The 19,675-nt window shown below is 70.4% G+C and carries 20 protein-coding genes; 7 read left to right on the top strand and 13 right to left on the bottom strand.

Going from position 1 to position 19,675, the window contains the following annotated elements:
* Together VT50_RS11440 and VT50_RS11435 are read left to right on the top strand one after the other, a co-directional pair.
* Window positions 1-1,494 carry a purine-cytosine permease family protein gene (locus VT50_RS11440; RefSeq protein WP_046089488.1) on the top strand — a complete coding sequence of 498 codons (1,494 nt, stop codon included), beginning with the start codon at window positions 1-3 and terminating at the stop codon, window positions 1,492-1,494.
* The gene (locus VT50_RS11435) at window positions 1,491-2,552 is read left to right on the top strand and encodes a PfkB family carbohydrate kinase (protein ID WP_078840936.1); all 1,062 of its coding nucleotides are present in this window, start codon (window positions 1,491-1,493) and stop codon (window positions 2,550-2,552) included. Before VT50_RS11440 ends, VT50_RS11435 begins: the two co-directional genes overlap by 4 nt.
* An 84-nt stretch (window positions 2,553-2,636) precedes the next feature.
* Here VT50_RS11435 and VT50_RS11430 read toward each other — a convergent pair whose 3' ends face one another.
* The gene (locus tag VT50_RS11430) at window positions 2,637-3,266 is read right to left on the bottom strand and encodes a TetR/AcrR family transcriptional regulator (protein WP_046089489.1); all 630 of its coding nucleotides are present in this window, start codon (window positions 3,264-3,266) and stop codon (window positions 2,637-2,639) included.
* 215 nt (window positions 3,267-3,481) lie between these two features.
* Here VT50_RS11430 and VT50_RS11425 point away from each other — a divergent pair, with 215 nt between their 5' ends.
* The 3 genes from VT50_RS11425 to VT50_RS11415 all read left to right on the top strand — a co-directional run bounded on the left by VT50_RS11425 (window position 3,482) and on the right by VT50_RS11415 (window position 5,299).
* On the top strand, window positions 3,482-4,183 hold the full coding sequence (locus VT50_RS11425) for an SDR family oxidoreductase (RefSeq protein WP_046089490.1): 702 nt from the start codon (window positions 3,482-3,484) through the stop codon (window positions 4,181-4,183).
* A gap of 65 nt (window positions 4,184-4,248) precedes the next feature.
* Window positions 4,249-4,671 (top strand): tautomerase family protein, encoded by a 423-nt coding sequence (locus VT50_RS11420; RefSeq protein WP_046089491.1) that lies wholly within the window; start codon window positions 4,249-4,251, stop codon window positions 4,669-4,671.
* A gap of 25 nt (window positions 4,672-4,696) precedes the next feature.
* Complete coding sequence (locus VT50_RS11415) at window positions 4,697-5,299, top strand: DJ-1/PfpI family protein (protein ID WP_046089492.1); 603 nt, start codon at window positions 4,697-4,699, stop codon at window positions 5,297-5,299.
* Between the two features lie 2 nt (window positions 5,300-5,301).
* On the opposite strand, the gene VT50_RS11410 is transcribed toward VT50_RS11415, so the two are convergent.
* The 3 genes from VT50_RS11410 to VT50_RS11400 all read right to left on the bottom strand — a co-directional run bounded on the left by VT50_RS11410 (window position 5,302) and on the right by VT50_RS11400 (window position 7,706).
* A complete protein-coding gene (locus VT50_RS11410) occupies window positions 5,302-6,069 on the bottom strand; it encodes a siderophore-interacting protein (RefSeq protein ID WP_206269393.1) in 768 nt (255 codons plus the stop codon).
* A 75-nt stretch (window positions 6,070-6,144) separates the two neighbouring features.
* On the bottom strand, window positions 6,145-7,053 hold the full coding sequence (locus VT50_RS11405) for a PDR/VanB family oxidoreductase (RefSeq protein ID WP_046089494.1): 909 nt from the start codon (window positions 7,051-7,053) through the stop codon (window positions 6,145-6,147).
* Window positions 7,054-7,076: 23 nt separating this feature from the next.
* Window positions 7,077-7,706 (bottom strand): MSMEG_1061 family FMN-dependent PPOX-type flavoprotein, encoded by a 630-nt coding sequence (locus tag VT50_RS11400; RefSeq protein WP_046089495.1) that lies wholly within the window; start codon window positions 7,704-7,706, stop codon window positions 7,077-7,079.
* Between the two features lie 172 nt (window positions 7,707-7,878).
* Between VT50_RS11400 and VT50_RS11395 the strand changes: the two genes are divergently transcribed.
* A complete protein-coding gene (locus VT50_RS11395; protein WP_046089496.1) occupies window positions 7,879-8,574 on the top strand; it encodes a TetR/AcrR family transcriptional regulator in 696 nt (231 codons plus the stop codon).
* Between the two features lie 42 nt (window positions 8,575-8,616).
* Here VT50_RS11395 and asnB read toward each other — a convergent pair whose 3' ends face one another.
* Window positions 8,617-10,449: an asparagine synthase (glutamine-hydrolyzing) gene (asnB, locus tag VT50_RS11390; RefSeq protein WP_046089513.1), complete on the bottom strand. Its 1,833-nt coding sequence runs from the start codon at window positions 10,447-10,449 to the stop codon at window positions 8,617-8,619.
* Window positions 10,450-10,818: 369 nt separating this feature from the next.
* Here asnB and VT50_RS11385 point away from each other — a divergent pair, with 369 nt between their 5' ends.
* Entirely contained in the window at window positions 10,819-12,273 is a 1,455-nt protein-coding gene (locus VT50_RS11385; RefSeq protein WP_046089497.1) for a glyceraldehyde-3-phosphate dehydrogenase, read from the top strand.
* Window positions 12,274-12,341: 68 nt separating this feature from the next.
* Here the strand turns inward: VT50_RS11385 and VT50_RS11380 are convergent, their stop codons facing one another.
* The 8 genes from VT50_RS11380 to VT50_RS11345 all read right to left on the bottom strand — a co-directional run bounded on the left by VT50_RS11380 (window position 12,342) and on the right by VT50_RS11345 (window position 19,641).
* Entirely contained in the window at window positions 12,342-13,445 is a 1,104-nt protein-coding gene (locus VT50_RS11380) for a Gfo/Idh/MocA family protein (protein ID WP_046089498.1), read from the bottom strand.
* 119 nt (window positions 13,446-13,564) lie between these two features.
* The gene (locus VT50_RS11375) at window positions 13,565-14,191 is read right to left on the bottom strand and encodes a LysE family translocator (RefSeq protein ID WP_046089499.1); all 627 of its coding nucleotides are present in this window, start codon (window positions 14,189-14,191) and stop codon (window positions 13,565-13,567) included.
* 159 nt (window positions 14,192-14,350) lie between these two features.
* Window positions 14,351-15,121 (bottom strand): DUF427 domain-containing protein, encoded by a 771-nt coding sequence (locus VT50_RS11370; protein ID WP_046089500.1) that lies wholly within the window; start codon window positions 15,119-15,121, stop codon window positions 14,351-14,353.
* An 89-nt stretch (window positions 15,122-15,210) separates the two neighbouring features.
* The gene (locus VT50_RS11365) at window positions 15,211-15,429 is read right to left on the bottom strand and encodes a hypothetical protein (RefSeq protein ID WP_053048771.1); all 219 of its coding nucleotides are present in this window, start codon (window positions 15,427-15,429) and stop codon (window positions 15,211-15,213) included.
* Between the two features lie 256 nt (window positions 15,430-15,685).
* Window positions 15,686-16,861, bottom strand: a complete 1,176-nt coding sequence (locus VT50_RS11360; protein ID WP_046089502.1) for a CaiB/BaiF CoA transferase family protein — start codon at window positions 16,859-16,861, stop codon at window positions 15,686-15,688.
* A 96-nt stretch (window positions 16,862-16,957) separates the two neighbouring features.
* Complete coding sequence (locus VT50_RS11355; RefSeq protein WP_046089503.1) at window positions 16,958-17,926, bottom strand: acetylxylan esterase; 969 nt, start codon at window positions 17,924-17,926, stop codon at window positions 16,958-16,960.
* An 84-nt stretch (window positions 17,927-18,010) separates the two neighbouring features.
* Complete coding sequence (locus VT50_RS11350) at window positions 18,011-18,850, bottom strand: amino acid ABC transporter ATP-binding protein (protein ID WP_046089504.1); 840 nt, start codon at window positions 18,848-18,850, stop codon at window positions 18,011-18,013.
* A gap of 5 nt (window positions 18,851-18,855) precedes the next feature.
* Window positions 18,856-19,641 carry an amino acid ABC transporter permease gene (locus VT50_RS11345; protein WP_046089505.1) on the bottom strand — a complete coding sequence of 262 codons (786 nt, stop codon included), beginning with the start codon at window positions 19,639-19,641 and terminating at the stop codon, window positions 18,856-18,858.
* Between the last annotated feature and the right edge of the window lie 34 nt (window positions 19,642-19,675).

Raw genomic sequence — 19,675 nt, 5'->3', positions numbered from 1 at the left:
ATGGCGGCTTCAGAGAACGACCGCGTCGGCTCCGTGGAGACCAGAGGCATCGAGCCGGTTCCCGACGCCGAGCGCCACGGCCATGCGAGCCAGATGTTCTGGACCTGGTTCGCCGCGAACATCAGCATCCTCGGTCTGCCGCTCGGCGCGGCCCTGGTCAGCTTCCGCGGCCTGAACATCTGGCAGGCGGCCGTCGTGGCCATCCTCGGGTCCTTCGGCTCCTTCGCCCTGGTGGGCGCCCTCAGCATCGCCGGAAAGCGGGGCGGAGCACCCGCCCTCACCCTCTCCCGCGCGGTGTTCGGGGTCCGTGGCAACGCGGGGCCCACCCTGGTCACCTGGCTGAGCCGGCTCGGCTGGGAGACCATCAACACCACCACGGCCGCCTTCGCCCTGCTGGCGCTGCTCGACGTGGCCTTCGGCATCCGGCGGAACAGCGTCCTCACCGTGGTGTGTCTGCTGGTCTTCATCGGCTGCACCCTGCTGATCAGCGGCCTGGGCCACGCCACCATCATGTGGATCAACAGATGGGCCAGCTATGTCTTCGGGCTGCTCAACCTGGTCGTGATCGGCTTTCTCGCCGCCACCGTGGACTGGGGCAAGGTCTTCCACGCCCCGGTCGGGCCGGTGAGCTCGATGGTCGTGGGCGTCGGCATGATCGCCGCCGGAACGGGGATCGGCTGGGCCAACACCGGTGCCGACTACGCCCGTTACCTGCCCCGCCGGATTCCCGGTGGCAGGCTGGTGGCCGCTTCCGCGTTCGGCGCCGGTATCCCGCTGGTGGTGCTGATCTCGCTGGGCTCGCTCCTCGCGGCGGGGGAACCCGATCTGGCCTCCGCCTCCGACCCCGTCTCGGCGATCAACACGATGCTGCCCTCGTGGATGTCCATCCCGTATCTGATCGCCGCGTTCGGCGGACTGCTGCTCTCCAACCACCTGTCCGTCTACTCGGCCGGACTCACCATGATCACCCTGGGGATACGGGTCCGGCGCACCCTCGCCGTCGGCCTGGACGTGGTGGTCACCTTCGCGGGCGGGATCTACTTCATCCTGATCGCCAAGGACTTCTACGGCCCGTTCATCACCTTCCTCACCCTCCTCGCCGTCCCCATCAACGCCTGGGTGGGCGTCTTCGCGGTCGACCTGATACTCCGCCGGTCCTACGACGGCGCGGCCCTGATGGACGTCGGACGCTCCAGCCGCTACTGGTTCCGGGGCGGGGTCGCCTGGGCCGCGATGATCGCCTGGGCGGCGGCCATCGTGGTGGGCCTGCTGTTCACCGAGGCCAGCACCAGCGCCACCGACGTGTGGTTCTCCGGGCCGTTCGCCCACAGCTGGATCGGGTCCAACGGGCTGGGATGGGTGGTGACCCTGGTGCTCGCGGCCGTCGTCTACGCCCTGCTGCGGCGGCTCGACGGCGCCGTGCGCGAGGAGGCGTCCGCACAACCTCCCCAGCAGCAGGTGCTGCCCGCCCCGGCCGCCGGGGAGGTCTCATGAGCGGCCACGCCGATGTCCCCAACGCCTCCCGTGACGGCGTCCCCGGCGCCTTCAACCGTGGCGTCCCCGGGGTGTCCCGCGAGGCCGCGGGCGGCGGTCGGCTGGTCCTGCTCGGCAACGCCATCGTCGACCTGGTGATGCGGGTGCCCGCACTGCCCGAGCGCGGCGGCGACATCGTCTCCCAGGACACCACCCTCACCACGGGCGGCGGATTCAACGTCCTCGCCGCCGCTCGCCGTCTGGGGCTCCCGGCCGTGTACGCGGGCGCCCACGGCACCGGCCCGTTCGGCGACCGGGCGCGGGCGGACCTCGCCCGCGAAGGCGTCGAGGCGCCGCTGCCTCCGGTCACGGAGGAGGACACCGGGTTCTGCGTGGCCTTCGTCGACGGCGGTGGCGAGCGCACCTTCGCCACCAGCCTCGGCGCGGAGGCCCGGCTGACCGGGGCCCACGCCACGGCAGTGCTCGCCGCGCTGCGCCCCGGCGACCTGGTGCAGATCTCCGGATACGGGCTCGCCTACCCGGTGAACGGCCCGGTCCTGGCCTCGCTCATGGCACGGCTGCCCGAGCACATCCGGGTCTTCCTCGACCCTGGCCCGCTGGCCGACCAGATCCCGGAGGAGGTGCTTGAGCCCGTTCTGGCGCGCTGTGACTGGGTCAGCTGCAACCAGCGCGAGGGGCGGCTGCTGACCGGCCGGAACGACGCGCGGGAGGCCGCGGCGGCGCTCGCCGCCCGGCTGGGCCGGCGCACCGGTGTACTGCTGCGTGCCGACGCGGACGGCTGCTGGCTGGTCCCGCCAGGCGGAGAGCCCGCGCACGTCCCCGGCCGCCGGGTGACCGCGGTCGACAGCAACGGCGCGGGTGACGCCCACACGGGAGCGTTCCTGGCCCTCCTCGGCCGCGGGCTGGATCTGAACGACGCCGTACGGGGTGCCAACGCGGCGGCCGCCTTCGCGGTCACCCGCCACGGCCCCGCCACCGGGCCGACCGTGGGTGAGCTGCTGGACTTCCTCGACGGCGACCCCCTCGCGGCGCTGCTGTCCTCGGCGCTTCGACGGTAGCCCGCGCCCGGGCCGGATCCTACGCGGGCGCGCCCTCGAGAAGGCGGGCGCCAGATGGGTCCGGGCCCCTGGCGGGAGTGTGCTTCACCCGGCGGTGCCGGACGCGTCCTTCCCGTCGGTGGTGTGCTCATGCCCGCCGAGGACATGGTCGCGTACCACCGTCAGAATGCGGTCCGACAGCTCGTCGCCCGCGCAGGCCCGTGACAGCACCAACGCCCCGACCATGGTGGCCAGTTCGACGAGAACGGAACTCTGGTCGGCCGCCGTGTCGCCGGACGCCCTCGCGTTGCGCTCCATCCCGCCGACCAGGTTGCGCACACCCTCGGTGTACGCCCGCTTGAGCGGGTCACCGGGCTCCGCCCGTGCGGCGTCCACCGCCAGTGCCGCGGCGGCACACCCCAGTCCGGGGTTGTCGCGGTGCCGGGAGGACAGATAGGTGGCCAGGAAGGCGGCCCGGGCGGCGCTCGTGTCCTGGCCCTCGGGAGGTTCCTCCATGGCGGCGAGGCGTTCGGCGAACGCGGCCGAGCACGCCTGGGCGACCAGGTCGTCCTTCGAGGCGAAGTGGCGGTAGAAGCCGCCGTGGGTCAGACCCGCCGCCGCCATCGCCTGCGGCACGGTCACCTTGTCGGCGCCGTGGGTGCGCACCAGGTTCGCGGTGGCCGCGATCACCTGCTCGCGGTGGCGTTCGGCCTCGGCTCGGGACGCTCGGGGCATGGTCGGTACTTCCTTCTGCGTGCGGTGCCGGACTGGGGTACCGGAGGCCAGCCGGACGCCGGTACCGCGTCGATGATATTGGCGCCGGTGTTTGCGGCCCATTTTAGATGATGCTAATAATCTATTCCGTGCGCGCCGCTGGCCGGGGCCTGATGGGCCACGGCCCCTGCCGGTTCCAGCGCGCGGTTCGACACGTTCGACTGAGGAGGTCCGACATGGTCGCGATCGATGGTTCCGTGGTGCTGGTGACCGGAGGCCAACGTGGCATCGGCAAGGCGTATGTGGAGGCACTGCTCCGGCGCGGAGCGGCGAAGGTCTACGCGACGGCGCGGAAGCCCAGTTCCGGTGAGGACCCGCGGGTCGAGGCCGTCTCCCTCGATGTCAACGACGCGGACGCGGTCGCCGCTCTCGCGCACCGGGCCACGGACGTGGACATCGTCATCAACAACGCGGGAGTGCTCCTGCCCTCGCCGCTGCTGACCGCGGACATGGCCGATGTGGTGGCCACGTTCCAGACGAACGTCTTCGGGCCCCTCCGGGTGGCCCGTGCGTTCGCCCCGGTCCTCGCCGCGCGGGGCGGCGGCGCGCTGGTCGATATGCACTCCGTGCTGTCCTGGGGCGCGGGCGCGGCCGCCTACGGCGCCTCGAAGGCGGCCCTGTGGTCGCTCACGAACTCCCTCCGCATCGAGCTGGCGGAGCAGGGGACCCAGGTGGTCGGGGTGCACCTGGGGCTCGCCGACACCGACATGGTCGCCGGGATACCGAGTCAGAAGATCGCCCCGGTCGAGGTCGTGGAGGCGGTCCTGGACGGCGTCGAGAGCGGCGGCAGCGAGGTGCTCGTGGACGCCGTGACCCGGCAGATGAAGGCGGCGCTCGCCGGGCCGGTGGAAGGCCTCACCCTGCTCCTCGGACGCTGAGTCGTCCAGCGCGGACAGCCGTTCCTCACCACCGTTCGACGTCACACGTCCTGAAGGAGAGAGCAATGCCCCTATGGCACGTCTACCATCCGGTCGACGCCTACTCCGCCGAGCAGAAGCGGCGGTTCGCCGCCGACGTCACGGCGTACTACACCCGGGTCGGCCTGCCGAAGTTCTATGTCGTCACCCTCTTCCACGAGGTCCCCGAGTCCTCGTTCCTGGTCGGCGGGGAGCCGACGGACAACACCGTCCGGATCGTGGTCGAGCACATCGCCCGCCACTTGACGGACCCCGAGATGAGGAAGAAGGGCACCGAACTGCTCAACCGCCTGCTGGCCCCTCACACCCTGGACCGCGGGTTGCACTGCGAGTTCCACGTCGATGAGACGCCCCGGGATCTCTGGATGATCGACGGGATGTGGCCCCCACCCTCGCGCAGCGGGGCCGAAGAACTCTGGGCGCGGGAGAACCGCCCGGTGGCGTACTGACCACCGGGTCTGATGGGATCGCGGCATGGCCCAGGAAGACACGCGGAAGATCGGAATCCTGCTGTTCCCCGAAGTGGAGGAGCTCGACGCCATCGGTCCATGGGAGGTGCTGTCCTTCTGGACGCGCAACTTCGCCGGGGACGGCTGGCGGGTATTCTGTTTCTCCGCCGATGGAAGCCCTGTGACCTGCGCGAAGGGGCTCACCGTAGCGGCCCATCACGCGATGGACGAGCTGCCCGCGCTGGATGTGCTGCTGCACCCCGGCGGCCGGGGGACCCGCCCCCAGCTTGAGGACGGCCAGCACCTGGAGTGGGTCCGGGCCCAGCGGCGGTCCGTACCCCTGATGACGAGCGTGTGTACGGGCTCGCTGGTCTACGCGGCGGCCGGGCTGCTGGCCGGACGGCCCGCGACCACGCACTGGGCGTCGCTGGACCGGCTCGCCGAGCTCGACCCGACGATCGACGTACGGCCTGAGGAGCGGTTCGTCGACGACGGTGACCTGATCACCTCCGCGGGGGTCTCGGCCGGTATCGACATGGCCCTTCACCTGGTCGCCAGGCTGGCCTCGCCGGAGCGCGCGCGTCAGGTGCGGCGTGGCATCCAGTACGACCCGCGGCCACCGGTGTGAGCTCAGCCGGGGCTGGAGCGGCCGTGCCGCCAGTAGCCGAAGAACGCGATGTCCGGCTTCGGCACGCCGCGGTCGCGCACCAAGTGGCGGCGCACCCCGGTGGCCAGTCCGGCTTCCCCGGCGACCCAGGTGTAGAACCGGCCCGGGCGCGGGGACGACGCCCTGACCGCGTCGAGGGCCAGCCTGCCGGGCAGGACGTCCGCGCCGTCCCGGGCCAGCCACCGCACCCGCACGCCCTCGGGCGCGGTGATGTCATTACGGATGTCGGCGGTTCCGGGCACCTCCAGGAAGACCTCCGCCACCAGCGACGCGGGAGCGTCTTCGAGGATGGCGAGGATCGCCGGTACGGCGCTCTCGTCCCCGGCGAGCAGCTGCCATTCGGCATGGGCCGGCGGCAGATAGCTCATGCCCATGTCGAAGATGCCCGCCGGGTCCCCGGGCCGGGCCCGGCGGGCCCAGGCGGAGGCCGGGGCGTCGCCGTGCAGGGCGAACTCGATGTCCACCTCACCGAGTTCGGGCCGGGCGCGCCGGATGGTGTAGTTGCGCACCCAAGGTCGGCGTGACTTCGGCAGGAGGAGCACTTCCGCCATCCACGCCTCGCTGGAGAGCTTCGGCATCCTCAGCCCGTCCTGCCCTTCGCGGGGGAAGAAGAGCCGCACGGTCTGGTCGAAGCCCATCGGCCTCAGGTGTTCCAGTTCGGGTCCGCCGAGTGTGATGGTGGAGAAGGCGGGTGTCAGTGGAGTGTTCCGGACCACCTCCAGCGTGATCATTTGCCGTGATTCGGGCGTGCGCATTGTGGGCAACATGCCGTTCCTCGGGTTGGGTTGGGGCCGCTCGCCGTCTGGTCACAGGTCCACGACGAGCCGCGGGGACAGGGCGCGGGACACACAGGCGTACATCCGGCCCTCGGGGGCGCCGATGTCGTCCCGGTGCTCGGGTGCGCCGTCGAGCACGGCCACTTCGCAGCTGCCGCAGACACCTTCGCGGCATCCGGACGCCACGGGGAATCCGGCGTGGGTCAGGACGTCCAGAAGCGACTCGTCGGCGGGCACCTCAACCGTGCGCCCCGACCGGGCACACACCGCCTCGAACGCCGTGTTGGGCGCGAACGACCTGGGCGCCGGGCGGAACCGCTCCGCGTACAGCCGCCCCGAGGGGAACGCGTCCTCCGCGGCGGCGAGCATCGGTCCGGGGCCGCAGGCGTAGACCACGGCACCGGGGCCCAGCTCGGACGCCAGCGCGGCGAAGTCCGGCCTGCCCTGCTGCCGCGTGGCCACGATCCGCACCCGATCGCCGTAGGAGGAGCGCAGTTCGTCGGCGAAGGGCATGGACGCCACCGACTGCCCCAGGTACACGAGCGACGCCGGTGCGCCGGACGCGACCGCCGCCCGCAGCATCGGCAGGATCGGGGTGATGCCGATCCCACCGGCGAGGAAGAGGTACGACGGCGCCGGGAGCAGCGGGAAGTGGTTCCGGGGCAGTGACACATCGAGGGCGCGGCCCCGGCGCAGAAACCGGTGGATGTACTCCGAACCACCCCGGCTGAGGCGGTCGTGCCGCACGGCGACGCGATAGGACTCCCGGTCCGCCGGGTCGCCGCACAGCGAGTACTGCCGGGTCAGCCAGTTCGGCAGCGCCAGGTCGACATGGGCGCCCGGCTCCCAGGGCGCCAGCGGGCCGGCGGCGCCCCGCAGAACGAGAGAGACGGCGTCTTCGGCGACCTGCTCGATGTGGTCGAGGACGGTCTGTTGCATCGTTGGTTCACCTCGTGCCGTGGTCAGTAGAGTTTCCGGTAGCTCTCTTCGAGGGAGCGGGTGAGCGCCATCGGGTCGATGTCCATTCCGAATTGGCTGGCGGCGATCTCACCGACCGGGGGGATCTCCTCGGCGAGGGCCTGGCTCGCGGGATCCCACAGCCGGGAGCGGACGAGCGCGCGGCCACAGTGGAAGTACGCCTCCGCCACCTCGACGACGATCGCCAGCACCGGATCCTTGGCCTCGGTCTGCATCCGGGCCAGCACATCGGGGTCGTCGGTGGGGTAGGCGCGGCCGTTGACCCGCAAGGTCTCCCGCAGCCCGGGGATGAGGAAGAGCAGTCCGATCCCGTCGTTCTCGGCGAGGTTGCGGAAGGAGTCGGCGATCTTGTTGCCGGGGCGGTCGGGGATCGCGAGGGTGTGCTCGTCGAGGACCTTGACGAACCCCGGGTAGTCACCGCGTGGCGAGCAGTCGGCACGCCCCTCCGCGTCCGCCGTGGCCATGGACAGGAAGGGGGAGTGCGCGATGAAGAGCCGGAAGTACTCGTCGATACGGTCCTGGATCTTGGCCTTGATCATGGCTTCGGGCTCCCCGAGCAGGGCGTGGACCTCGGCGGGTGACAACCGCCGGGGGCGTGTGCTGGTCTGCGTCATGAGGACTCCTTCCGGGAGGGGTTGAGCGGAGGGCGCGGGGCGTGCGCCGGTCGCCTCCCGCCTCCCTGCCGACGACGGTGGCTCACCGCTCCGCCGCAGTTCATGGCACTATTGTGAGCAATTACTCAGGTCTCGCGCCACTCGCTTTCACCGGCGCTGCGCAGGAGGTGTCATGACGACCGGCCGTCGCGGACTTCAGCCACGTAAACAGCCACGCCAGGCCCGGGCCGAGCTCACCCGGCAGCGCATCCTCACCGCCGCTGCTCACGTTTTCGCCGAGTACGGCTATGCCGCCGGGACCACCAATCGCATCGCCGAGCGCGCCCGGATCTCGATCGGCTCGCTGTACCAGTACTATCCGAACAAGGATGCGATCCTGGCCGAGTTGCTGGGCCGTCATCTCGACGCCGGGGGCGACGCCATCAGGAGCCGTCAGGACGAGGATGAACCCGACTCCCTGGAAGAGATCTTCCGCGGTTTCGCGCGCCCCCTGATCGCCAACCACCTCGATGACCCGCAGCTGCTCCGCGTCATGATGGAACACGGGCCACGGTCACCCGAGTTGCTCGAGAAGATCGCCCGGCATGAGCGCGAACGGGTCGCCTACACCCAGGACTTGCTGGAACGCCACCCCGAGGTCCGGGTCGAGGACACCTATGTCGCCGCCCGGCTCGTGGTGGCCACGGTCGAGCTCGTCGTCCACCAGCTCATCGCGGCGCCCCACTCCATCGACACCAAGCGGCTGGAGAACGAACTCGTCGCGATGATCACCCGCTATCTCACGGCCGCGCCGAGCGGGACGGACGGGGCTGAGCGGCCACGCGACGAGGGACGGGCACCCGGCGGCCCGGGTGCCCGTCCCTCGTGAGGTGTGAATCGCGTGATGCGTACCGCGGCCGTAACGCGGGTGTCAGTCGATCGTGATGATGGGCTTGCGCAGGTCGAACCACGTCGCCAGGTCGAGGGCGCGTTCGACGGTGGCGCGCTGCTGAGTGGTGATGGCCTCCGCCGGTGCGTCGAGCGCCTCCCTCAGCGTCTCGGCGCGGCACAGCTCGAGGGCCGGGTGTCCGGAGGTGAGGAGGTCGCCCGCCTGCCGCCTGATGGCGGCGAGATAGGCGGGGTCGAAGCTGCCGGGGTATCCGCTCTTCTTGCGGTTGGCCACGGACTCGGGCAGCACATCGCGGGTGGCCTCGCGCAGGATGCTCTTCTCCCGACCGTCGAACGTCTTCAGCGACCAGGGGGTGTTGAAGACGTAGGAGACCAGGCGGTGGTCGCAGAACGGCACCCTGACCTCCAGGCCGACGGCCATGCTCATCCGGTCCTTGCGGTCGAGCAGGGTGTTGACCATGCGGGTGAGGTGCAGATAGCAGACCTGTCGCATGCGCTTCTCCAGGCCGGTCTCCCCGTCCTTGAGCGGGACTTCGTCCAGGGCGCTGAGGTAGTGGTCGCGCAGATAGCTGTCCAGGTCGAGCTTTGCGGTGAGGTCTTGGGACAGCAGGCTCTTGGTGTCGCCGAGCGTCAGCCCTCCGGCGAGCCACGGGAAGGTGTCGGCCTCGCGCCGCTCGTCGTGGAACCACGGATAGCCACCGAAGACCTCATCGGCCGACTCGCCCGACAGGGCCACGGTCGACTGTTCGCGAACGGCCTTGAACAGCAGGTAGAGCGAGTTGTCCCGGTCGCCGAGCCCGACCGGCAGATCCCGCGCCGCGATGGCCGCCTGCCGGACGGCCGGGTCGGACAGGGCGGAGCCGTCGAGCACGATGTCCCTGTGGTCGCACTTCACATGCTCGGCCACGGCGTGCACATACGGCGTGTCGACGCTGGGCGCCACGTCGACCGCGCGGAAGTTCTCGGCCTGCCCGGGGAAGTCCACGGCGAAGCTGCGGACGGTCTCGCCGTGTTCGCCGAGCTTGCGGGCGGCGAGCGAGGTCATGGCCGAGGAGTCCAGCCCCCCGGAGAGCAAGGTGCAGCGGGGCACATCGGCGACGAGCTGACGGGCGATGATGTCCTCCAGGAGCTCCCGCACATGCGCGACGGTCGCCTCCTGGTCATCGGTGTGCTCGGAGACCTCCAGGCGCCAGTACGCCCGCTCGCGAAGTCCATTGCGGTCCACGACGGCGAGGTGGCCGGGGCGCAGCTCCTGCATGCCCTTCCAGATCGCCTGGCCCGGTGTCTTGGCGAAGGAGAAGATCTCCCGCAGCCCGTCCAGACCGACCTCGGAGGCGGCGAGCGGATTGGCGAGGATGGCCTTGGGCTCGGATCCGAAGAGCACGCCGTCGTCGGTCTCGTAGTAGTAGAACGGCTTGATGCCCATGCGGTCCCGGATCATCACCAGCTTCTCGGTGCGGGAGTCCCAGATGGCGAAGGCGTACATGCCGTTCAATTTCTCGGTGAGGGATTCGCCCCACTCGACATAGCCGCGCAGGACGACCTCGGTGTCGGAGTCGGTGGTGAAGCCGTGGCCCCTGCGGCGCAGTTCGTCCCGTAGCTCGGTGAAGTTGTACGCCTCACCGGAGTAGACCATGCTCACGGGCCCGTCGGCCGTGTCGACGGCCATGGGCTGCGCGCCGCCGGGCAGGTCGATGACGGCCAGCCTCCGGTGCCCTAGCGCCGCCCTGCCGGTCACCCACGCTCCGGCCGCGTCCGGGCCCCGGCAGGCCATCGTCTCCGTCATGGTGTCGAGGACCTGGCGGTGGGAGGTCAGATCGCGACGGTAGGAGACCCAGCCGGTGATGCCGCACACAGTGATCATCCCTTTCACTCAGCGGGAGATGGTTGCCTGTGAGAACCATCTACCTCTCCGGAGGGGAACCGCTACGGGGAGCTGATCGCTGGGGCAGTGGTATTTCTCACTGGTAAATTCCTGTTAACGGTAAGTTTCGCCATGAGGGCTGTCTGAAAAACGACGCCTGCTAAATCGCCGTTTTACGGCCGATATCGGTGTCGTCATTCATCGGCGAAATGACGGACGGTATACGAAAGGGGGCCCGGCTCCACGGCCTCCTCTGTCCTCCGTGGGGCTCTTGGCGCATGGGTGCTGGGCGGGGGTGTCGGCGCCCCCCATGACCTGGGGGTTAGCATATGAGCGACACCTAGCTCGAAAGATAAACTTGTGACTCTCAACGAGGACTCGTTCACCAACTGGAAGCACCGCGAGGAGATCGCGGAGTCGATGATCCCCCTCATCGGGAAGCTGCACCGGGAGCGGGACGTCACGGTCCTGCTGCACAGCCGCTCCTTGGTGAACAAGTCGGTCGTCAGCATCCTCAAGACCCACCGGTTCGCCCGGCAGATCGCCGGTGCCGAGCTCTCGGTCACCGACACCCTGCCGTTCCTGCGGGCGCTCACCGCGCTGGACCTCGGCCCCTCCCAGATCGACATCGGCAGGCTCGCCGAGACCCACCGGGCCGATGACCGCGGGCTCTCCGTGGCGGAGTTCACCGCCGAGGCCGTCGCCGGGGCCACCGGGGCCAACAAGATCGAGTGCCGTGAGGGACGCGATGTCGTCCTCTACGGGTTCGGACGGATCGGGCGGCTGGTCGCCCGTCTGCTCATCGAGAAGGCCGGGTCGGGCAACGGGCTGCGGCTGCGCGCCATCGTCGTCCGCGGGGGCGGCGGGCGGGCCGGTGAGGACATCGTCAAGCGGGCCTCGCTGCTGCGCCGCGACTCCATCCACGGCCAGTTCCAGGGCACCATCACCGTGGACGAGGCGAACAGCAAGATCATCGCCAATGGCAATGAGATCAAGGTGATCTACGCGGACGACCCGACGTCGGTGGACTACACGGCGTACGGCATCAAGGACGCCATCCTCATCGACAACACCGGCAAGTGGCGCGACCGCGAAGGGCTGTCCCAGCATCTGCGCCCCGGGATCGACAAGGTGGTGCTGACCGCGCCGGGCAAGGGCGATGTCCCCAATGTCGTCCACGGCGTCAACCACGACACGGTCAAGCCGGACGAGCGGATCCTCTCCTGCGCCTCGTGCACCACCAACGCGATCGTTCCGCCGCTGAAGGCGATGGCGGACGAGTACGGCGTGCTGCGCGGCCACGTGGAGACCGTCCACTCGTTCACCAACGACCAGAACCTGCTGGACAACTACCACACGTCCGACCGCCGTGGCCGCTCCGCGCCGCTCAACATGGTCATCACCGAGACCGGTGCCGCCTCCGCCGTGGCGAAGGCCCTTCCCGACCTCAAGGCGAAGATCACCGGTAGCTCGATCCGCGTCCCGGTGCCGGATGTCTCGATCGCGATCCTCAATCTGCAGCTCGCGCGCGAGACCACCCGCGAGGAGGTCCTGGACCATCTGCGCGACGTGTCCCTGACCTCGCCGCTCAAGCGCCAGATCGACTTCATCAGCGCCCCCGACGCGGTCTCCAACGACTTCATCGGCTCGCGCCACGCCTCGACCGTCGACGCGGGCGCCACCAAGGTCGAGGGCGACAACGCGATCCTCTACCTCTGGTACGACAACGAGTTCGGCTACTCCTGCCAGGTCATCCGCGTCGTCCAGTACGTCTCCGGAGTGGAGTACCCGACCTACCCGGCCCCGGTGGCCTGACGCTCGTCACGCCAGCGGGCCGGACCCCGCGCCCGCGTTACCCGGCGGGGGTCCGGCCCGTGGCGCGTTCAGACGGTGAACAGCGCCTGGGGGCGCTCACACGAACTGGTCAGCGTCACTGACCGGCCCTGCTGGGCCGAGCTCTCCACCGCGCAGAGCGCTTCGAGTACGTGAAAGGCGAAGGCGGCGTTGGCGCGATGCGGGCCGTCCTCGACGGCGTTCGCGAGGTCGCGGACGCCGAGCCCGCGGCGGGCCTGCTCGCGGGTGCCGACGGCGCCGAAGAGCTCGAGGGCCGGGTCCAGAACCGTCCAGTCGCCGTCCCCGTGCCGCCGGACCCGCACATCGCCGTCGAAGTGGTTCGGGTTGGCCAGTGACAGGGTGCCCTGGCTGCCGTAGATCTCGAGGTACGGCAGGTCGCTGTCCCAGACGTCGAAACTCATCTGGGTGGTGGCGATGACCCCGGAGGCGAAGGTGAGCACGGCCCCGGTGTGGGTGGGGACGGTGACCTCGATGGTGTCCACGGTCCGTTCGGGCGCGGTGACCGTGCGCTCGGCAACGCCTATGCGGGCCGCCGCCGAGATGGTGGAGACCGGGCCGAGACAGTTGACCAGGGCGGCCAGGTAGTACGGGCCCATGTCCATCACGGGGCCGCCGCCCGGCTGGAACAGGAAGGCCGGGTTCGGGTGCCACCGCTCGGCCCTGCTGTGCCCGATGAAGGCGGAGGCGCCGATGGGCGTCCCGATCAGGCCCGAGTCGATCGCCTTGCGGGCCGTCTGGGCGGCGCTGCCGAGGAAGGTGTCCGGTGCCGATCCGAGGACGCGCCCGGTGCGGGAGGCCGCCGCGAGGACCGCCTCGCCGTCCGTCACCGTGGTGGCCAACGGCTTCTCGACGTAGACGTGTTTGCCCGCCTCCAGGGCCGTGACGGTGGTACGGGCGTGGTGGACCGGTGGCGTCAGGTTGACCACGATGTCCACCGAGCCGTCGGCGTACAGCTCGCGGTCGTCACCCCAGGCCGGGATGGCGTGGTCGGTGGCCGCCCGCTTCGCCCGTGCCACATCGATGTCGCCCACCCGCACGATCTCCAGCTCGGGGTAGCGGGCGAGACCGGTGACATACCGGCCGAAGATGTTGCCGCTGCCCAGGATGCCGATGCGATGGGTCCGTTTGGCCATGGCCGTGGTTCCTCTCCAAGGAGTGGTCTTGCGGCGGTTGAGCAAGGCGTGTTCGCGTCACCCAACACCTTCGTCGGGTTCGGCCACTCCGAACAAGAGGCCGTGATCGCCCGGCCCGCCTACTTCGGTGCGGCGGCGAGCCGTACGGCCAGCCCCGTGAACACCGTGCCGCTGAAGACGTTGAGCCCCCGCGCCACCCGGCGGCTGCGGCTCAGCAGCCCGGCCAGCTTCCCCGAGAGCAGGCCGATGGACCCGTCGACGCAGAAGCCCATGACCACGAAGGTGACCCCCAGGAGCAGGAACTGGCCCGGCACATGGCCGAGTCGGGGGTTCACGAACTGCGGCAGGAAGGCGATGTTGAACAGGATCACCTTGGGGTTGAGCAGGTTGATGAGGGCGCCCTGCCAGAACGCACGCCGGTGCCCCGGGCCGATGTGTCCGCTCTCCTCGTCCGGCAGCGAGCGGTCACGGAACGCCTTGACGGCCAGGTACAGCAGATATGACACTCCCGCCCAGCGCAGTATGTGATAGAGCGTCGGCAATGCCGCGAACAGGGCCGACAGCCCCATCGCCGCGGCCACCGCGTGCACGAACATCGCACACGCCACTCCGAACGCGGCCATGACCCCGGCGGTGGGGCCGCCCCGGCCGCCCATCGCCACGATGAACATCATGTCCGGACCGGGGGTGACGCAGAGGACGAAGGCGGCGAGGAGGAACGCCGCGAACAAGGATGTGTCAACCATGGGGCCATGGTTCGGGGGTGGAGAAGGAGGCGGCGAGCGAATTTCGCGACGTGAGACGCGGACCGCGCCCGAACGGGCGCGGGGGCGCCCGGGCCCCCCGTAGGTCCTGGGCGTCCTGGACCGGCGCCCGGGGCCCTCCGGGTGGGGAGGCGTTGTCGCCTAGCGGTGGTCCTTCTCCCAGTTCGCCCTGGTCACCGGGGCGGGCCGGGGAAGTGGCCGTCCGTCCAGGTAGAGGTCGACCTTCTCGTTGTAGAAGGCGACCAGACCCGCGATGGGGGACATCTGGTGGGTCGGGAAGTCATAGGCCCAGGCGAGGTCCGGGTGGGTGGCGGTGTCCGTCCGGACGGACCAGTAACCGCTCGTCATGCCCTTGTACGGACAGCTGGTGACGGTCTCGGTGGGCTCCATGCGCGTCCAGTCCAGATACACCCGGTCCAGGTAGTAGCGCGTCGGGAGCCCCGTCTCCACCACCATCACCGAGCTCGGGGCGTCGGCGATCACGGTGCCGTCCAGCTCGACCCGCACGGAACGGCCCGACCGGAGCGCGTCGACGCGGGTGTACGGGCTCCTGGGATGGACGAAGACCTGCTCGTCCTCCTCGAACCAGGCGTCGATGGCCTCCCACCGGAAGCTGACGTGGCCCACGATGCCGGAGGGCGCGTCCTCGCCCCACTCCCAGGCCGCGCCCGGGCGGGTGAGCGAACCCAGCTGGAGGGTCTGGCGGCGCGCTCCGCCGACCTTCAGCGCCAGGCTCCGGCCCTCGTCGACGAGCGCCCCCGCAACGATGTCGTCGCGGGGCACGCAGTACTGCGGATAGCCCGGCCACAGCCACACATAGCGCGCCCGCACGGTGTCGAAGACGGCGCGCCCGGCCACGAAGCCACGGATCCGGCGCGGTACGGGCTCCACATGCCCGACCGGAACGATCATCGCGGGGTAGTCCCGTGCGGCTGGCGTGTCCGGTGTGTCCGGGGTGGCTGATCCGCCCGCTGTGGTTGGCGTGTCCGAGGTGTGCCCTGTCATGCCTCTTCCAGTGCCTCTCCGAAATCGCGCAGCGCCTTGCCGCGCTGGCTGTGGGACAGCGCGTGCCCGATCGCTATGGCCGCCGCCACCGGCCAGTCGATGATCCCGACGGCGGCGATGACGCCGAGTCCGGCGAGGAAGCAGAGCTGTTCCCTCGATGGCAGCTCCACCCGCCGCCCGTCGCACTGGACGGTCACCGAATGGCGCGCGCTCACGTCCTCGGCCGCGGCGCGGGGGCCGCGGGATCGTCTCCTCGCGGCCGGCGCCGATGACTGTCCCCGGGAGGACGCGCTGGTGCGAGGGGCTGTCCTGGTCGCTTCGGCCATTGCTTCGTCCGTTCGATCCGCTCATCGGCCTATGGCGGACATCCGCGCGATGACCCTTCCACCGTAAGCCCACCTCCCGGGCTCGTGCGCGTTGCGGAGTCAGCGCCCTGGCGCAGGTGGCCCGGGCGGGTGGCCGGGCCACCCGTCAGGCGGTTCCCGGTCGCTCCGGGCGGGGGTCCGGCCCGGAGAACTCGGCGCGCACCGCCTCCGTGTGCTGGCCCAGCTCCGGCACCGGCCGCATCGGCGCCCTGCGGCCCGCCACCTCCACCGGCGGCAGCAGACCGCGCAGCAGCCCGACCGGGGAGCCGAACTCACCCCAGCGGTCGCGGGCGTCGAACTGCGGGTGGGCGGCGAACTCCCCGAGGTCGCGCAGCCGGGCGTTGGCGATACCGGCCCCGTCCAGCAGCGCGATCAGGCCCTCGGCGGTGTGGTCCGCGAAGCACTCCTCCAGCTCGGCCGTCAGCTCCTCGTCATGGCCGCGGCGCAGCGGATTGTCCGCGAACCGCGGATCGCGGACCAGCTCGGGGCGGCGGAGCACCCGCTCACACAGGCCCACCCATTCACGGTCGCTCTGCACGCTCAGGAACACCTGACCGCCGTCCCCGCAGCGGTAGGCGCCGTACGGCGAGATGGACGGATGGCGGGCGCCGCTGCGGACGACTCCGGCGCCGCCGTACGCCTGGGCGAAGTAGGGGTGGCCCATCCACTCGCCCAGCGCGTCGAGCAGGCTCACGCTCAGATCGGTCCCGGCGCCGGTGCGCTCCCGCTCGTACAGCGCGGTGAGGATGCCGGTGTAGGCGTACATCCCGCCCGCGATGTCGGCGATCGAGATCCCGGGGCGGGCCGGGGCCTCCGGGCCGCCGGTGATCGACAGCAGCCCCGCCTCGCACTGGACCAGCAGGTCGTACGCCTTCTTCTCGCGGTACGGGCCGCTGTCCCCGTATCCGGAGATCGCGCAGGTGATCAGGCGGGGGTGGGCGGCCCGCAGCGCCCGTGCCCCCAGGCCCAGCCGGTCCACGGCGCCGGGCGCCAGATTGTGTACGAAGACATCGGCGCGGGCGAGCATCGCCTCCAGCAGCGCCCGGTCGCCGTCGTCCTTGACGTCGAGGACGACGCTCTCCTTGCCCCGGTTGACCCAGACGAAATACGCCGACGCGCCCTTGACCTCGCGGTCGTACTCGCGGGCGAAGTCCCCCCGCCCCGGCCGCTCCACCTTGATGACCCTGGCGCCCAGATCGGCGAGCTGACGGGTGGCGAACGGGGCGGCGACGGCCTGCTCCAGGGCGACGACGGTGATGCCTTCCAGTGGCTGCGCGGACACGGGCGGCTCCTTCGGTGCGGGTAGCCCCTGTCTACCCCGTGCCGGGCGGCGATCGAACGCCGCCCGGCACGTGCGGAGTGGTCCGGCGTGCCCGGCTCAGCCCAGCAGCCTCCGCAGATAGGCGATCTGTTCGGCCTGCTGGTGGGTGCCGCCGCCCTCGTGACCGTTGAAGGACCACACCTTGAGCTCCTTCTCACCGGCGTAGTGGTGATGGGCGGCGAAGCCGCAGGAGGTCGGGGTGATCTCATCGCGCAGGGCGGTCGAGAACAGCGCGGGTACGGTGGCGCGGGCCGCGAAGTTCAGCCCGTCGAAGTGGTCGAGCGTGGCGAACACCCGGTCGGCCAGGTCGCGCTGCCCGGCGCAGAACCGCGCCAGTTCACCGTAGGGATCGGCGTCGGTGATCTCGACCGCGCGCCGGATGTGGGTCATGAACGGCACATCCACCAGCGCCGCCGTCAGATCCGGCACCAGCCCCGCCGTCGCCAGGGCCAGCGCACCGCCCTGACTGCCCCCGCTGACCACGATCCGCGCGGAATCCACCAGCGGATGTTCACGGGCGGCCTCCACCGCCCGCACCGCGTCCGTGTACAGCCGACGGAAGTAGTAGTCGTCCGGGGAGAGGACGCCGTGGGTCATCTTGCCCGGAGTCTCGGGCCCGGTGCCGCCGACCGGGTCGGGGGTGACGCCGGGGGAGTGTTGGACCCATCCCTGGCCCCGGCTGTCCATCACGAAGACCGCGTAGCCCACCGACGGCCACAGCAGCCAGTTGTGCGGCAGCCCCCGGCCGCTGTTGTAGCCGAGGTACTGCACCACGCACGGCAGCGGGCCCGCCACGTCCCGCGGGGCCAGCAGCCAGCCGCGTATCCGGTGCCCGCCGAAGCCGGAGAACTCCACGTCGTAGGTGTGCACCCGGGCCAGTCCGGTGTCCTCCTCGGTGAACACCGCGTTCAGCTCGTGGGTGCGGGCCCCGGCGAGGGTCCGTTCCCAGAAGGCGTCGAAGCCGTCCGGCTCGGGCAACGGGGGCTGATAGGTGCGCAGCTGCTCCAGGGGCAGGTCGATGAACACGGTGGGCGGACCTCCGTAGCGATCGGTGCGGTGAAGGAGAACGTAAGGGGTCCGTCCCGATAGGCGCGAGGCCTTTTACGGAGCTCAGCGGTCGATCCGGGCTCCGTGCGGACCCGTGTCCGGCACCTCCCCGACCCGTGCCGCGGCCGGGTTGAGCACCCGGGTGAGAAAGGCCCGGGTGCGGGGGTGCACCGGATCGGACACCACCTGCTCCGGTCCGCCCTCCTCCACGATCACCCCGTCGTCCATGAACACGACCCGGTCGGCGACCTCCCGCGCGAAGCTCATCTCATGGGTGACGACCAGCATCGTCATCCCCTCGTCGGCCAGGGCGCGCATCACCGCGAGCACATCGCCGACCAGCTCCGGATCGAGCGCCGAGGTCGGCTCGTCGAAGAGCATCAGCTCCGGGTCCATCGACAGCGCCCGGGCGATGGCCACCCGCTGCTGCTGCCCGCCCGACAGCTGCGCCGGATAGGCCGACTCCTTGTCGCCCAGGCCGACCCGCCGCAGGGTCTCCCGTGCGATGCGCACCGCCTCCGCCTTGTCGCGGCGCAGCACCCGGCGCTGGGCGATGGTGAGGTTCTCCAGGGCGGTCAGATGAGGGAAGAGGTTGAACGCCTGGAACACCATGCCGATGCGCCGCCGCACCCGGTCGATGTCCACGTCCGGGTCGGTGACCTCGGTGCCCGCCACGGTCACCGCGCCCGAGGTCGGCTCCTCCAGGAGGTTCACACAGCGCAGCAGCGTTGACTTGCCGGATCCCGAGGGGCCGATGACACAGACCACCTCGCCCCGCCGGACGGTGAGGTCGATGCCCTTGAGTACCTCCAGCTCACCGAAGGACTTGTGCAGACCCGCCACCCGGATGGCGATGCCGTCCGCCCCGGCGGTCCCCTCCGCCTCCGTCGTCGTCTCCTTCACCCCGGTCACCTCGCCTTCGCCGCACGGGTCTCGAGCCGCCGCACCACGTGGCCCAGTGGCACGGTAATGATCAGGTAGCACACCCCGGCGACCAGGATCGGGGTGAGGCTGCGATTCTGGTTCAGCGCGTCCCGGCCGAACTTGGACAGTTCGTACTGGTCCAGGGACAGCCCCAGCAGATAGACCAGGGACGAGTCCTTGGTCAGCAGCACCAGTTCATTGGTGAGCGGCGGCAGCACGATCCGGAACGCCTGCGGGATGATGATCGAGGCCATCGCCCGGCTGTGTGACATGCCCAGTGAACGCGCCGCCTCCATCTGCCCCTTGGGCACCGCCTGGATGCCCGCCCGCATCGTCTCCGCGATGTACGCGGCGCCGACGAGCCCCAGCGCCAGCATGACCGTGACATACCGGTCCAGCGCCACCTGGAAGGCGAGCGGCACCCCGAAGCCGAGCGCGATGAACACCAGCAGCGCGGGCACCCCGCGGAAGAACTCGATGTAGGCCACCGCCAGCCAGCGGTACGGCGGCACCTGTGAGAGCCGCATCAGCGCCAGCACCACCCCGAGGACCAGGCCGAAGCCGAAGCCGAGCAGGGTGTAGACGACGGTGTTGACCAGGGCGGTGGTGATGATGTCGGGGAACAGGGACCGGGCGACCTCGGCGTCGAAGAACGCGCGCCGCAGTTCACCCCAGTCGGCGGCCAGGGCGATGGCGAGCAGCAGGACGATCAGCACGGCGTACTGCACCGCCCGTATCGCCCGTACCCGCTGCCGTCGGGTCATTGCCATAAGTGTGCGGACTCCTCAGCTCCGTTGGCCGTCG

It is taken from the genome of Streptomyces antioxidans (genome assembly GCF_000968685.2).
Lineage (GTDB): Bacteria > Actinomycetota > Actinomycetes > Streptomycetales > Streptomycetaceae > Streptomyces > Streptomyces antioxidans.
Note: the sequence above shows the minus strand (reverse complement) of the source record. Positions and strands in the feature narration are given on the sequence as shown.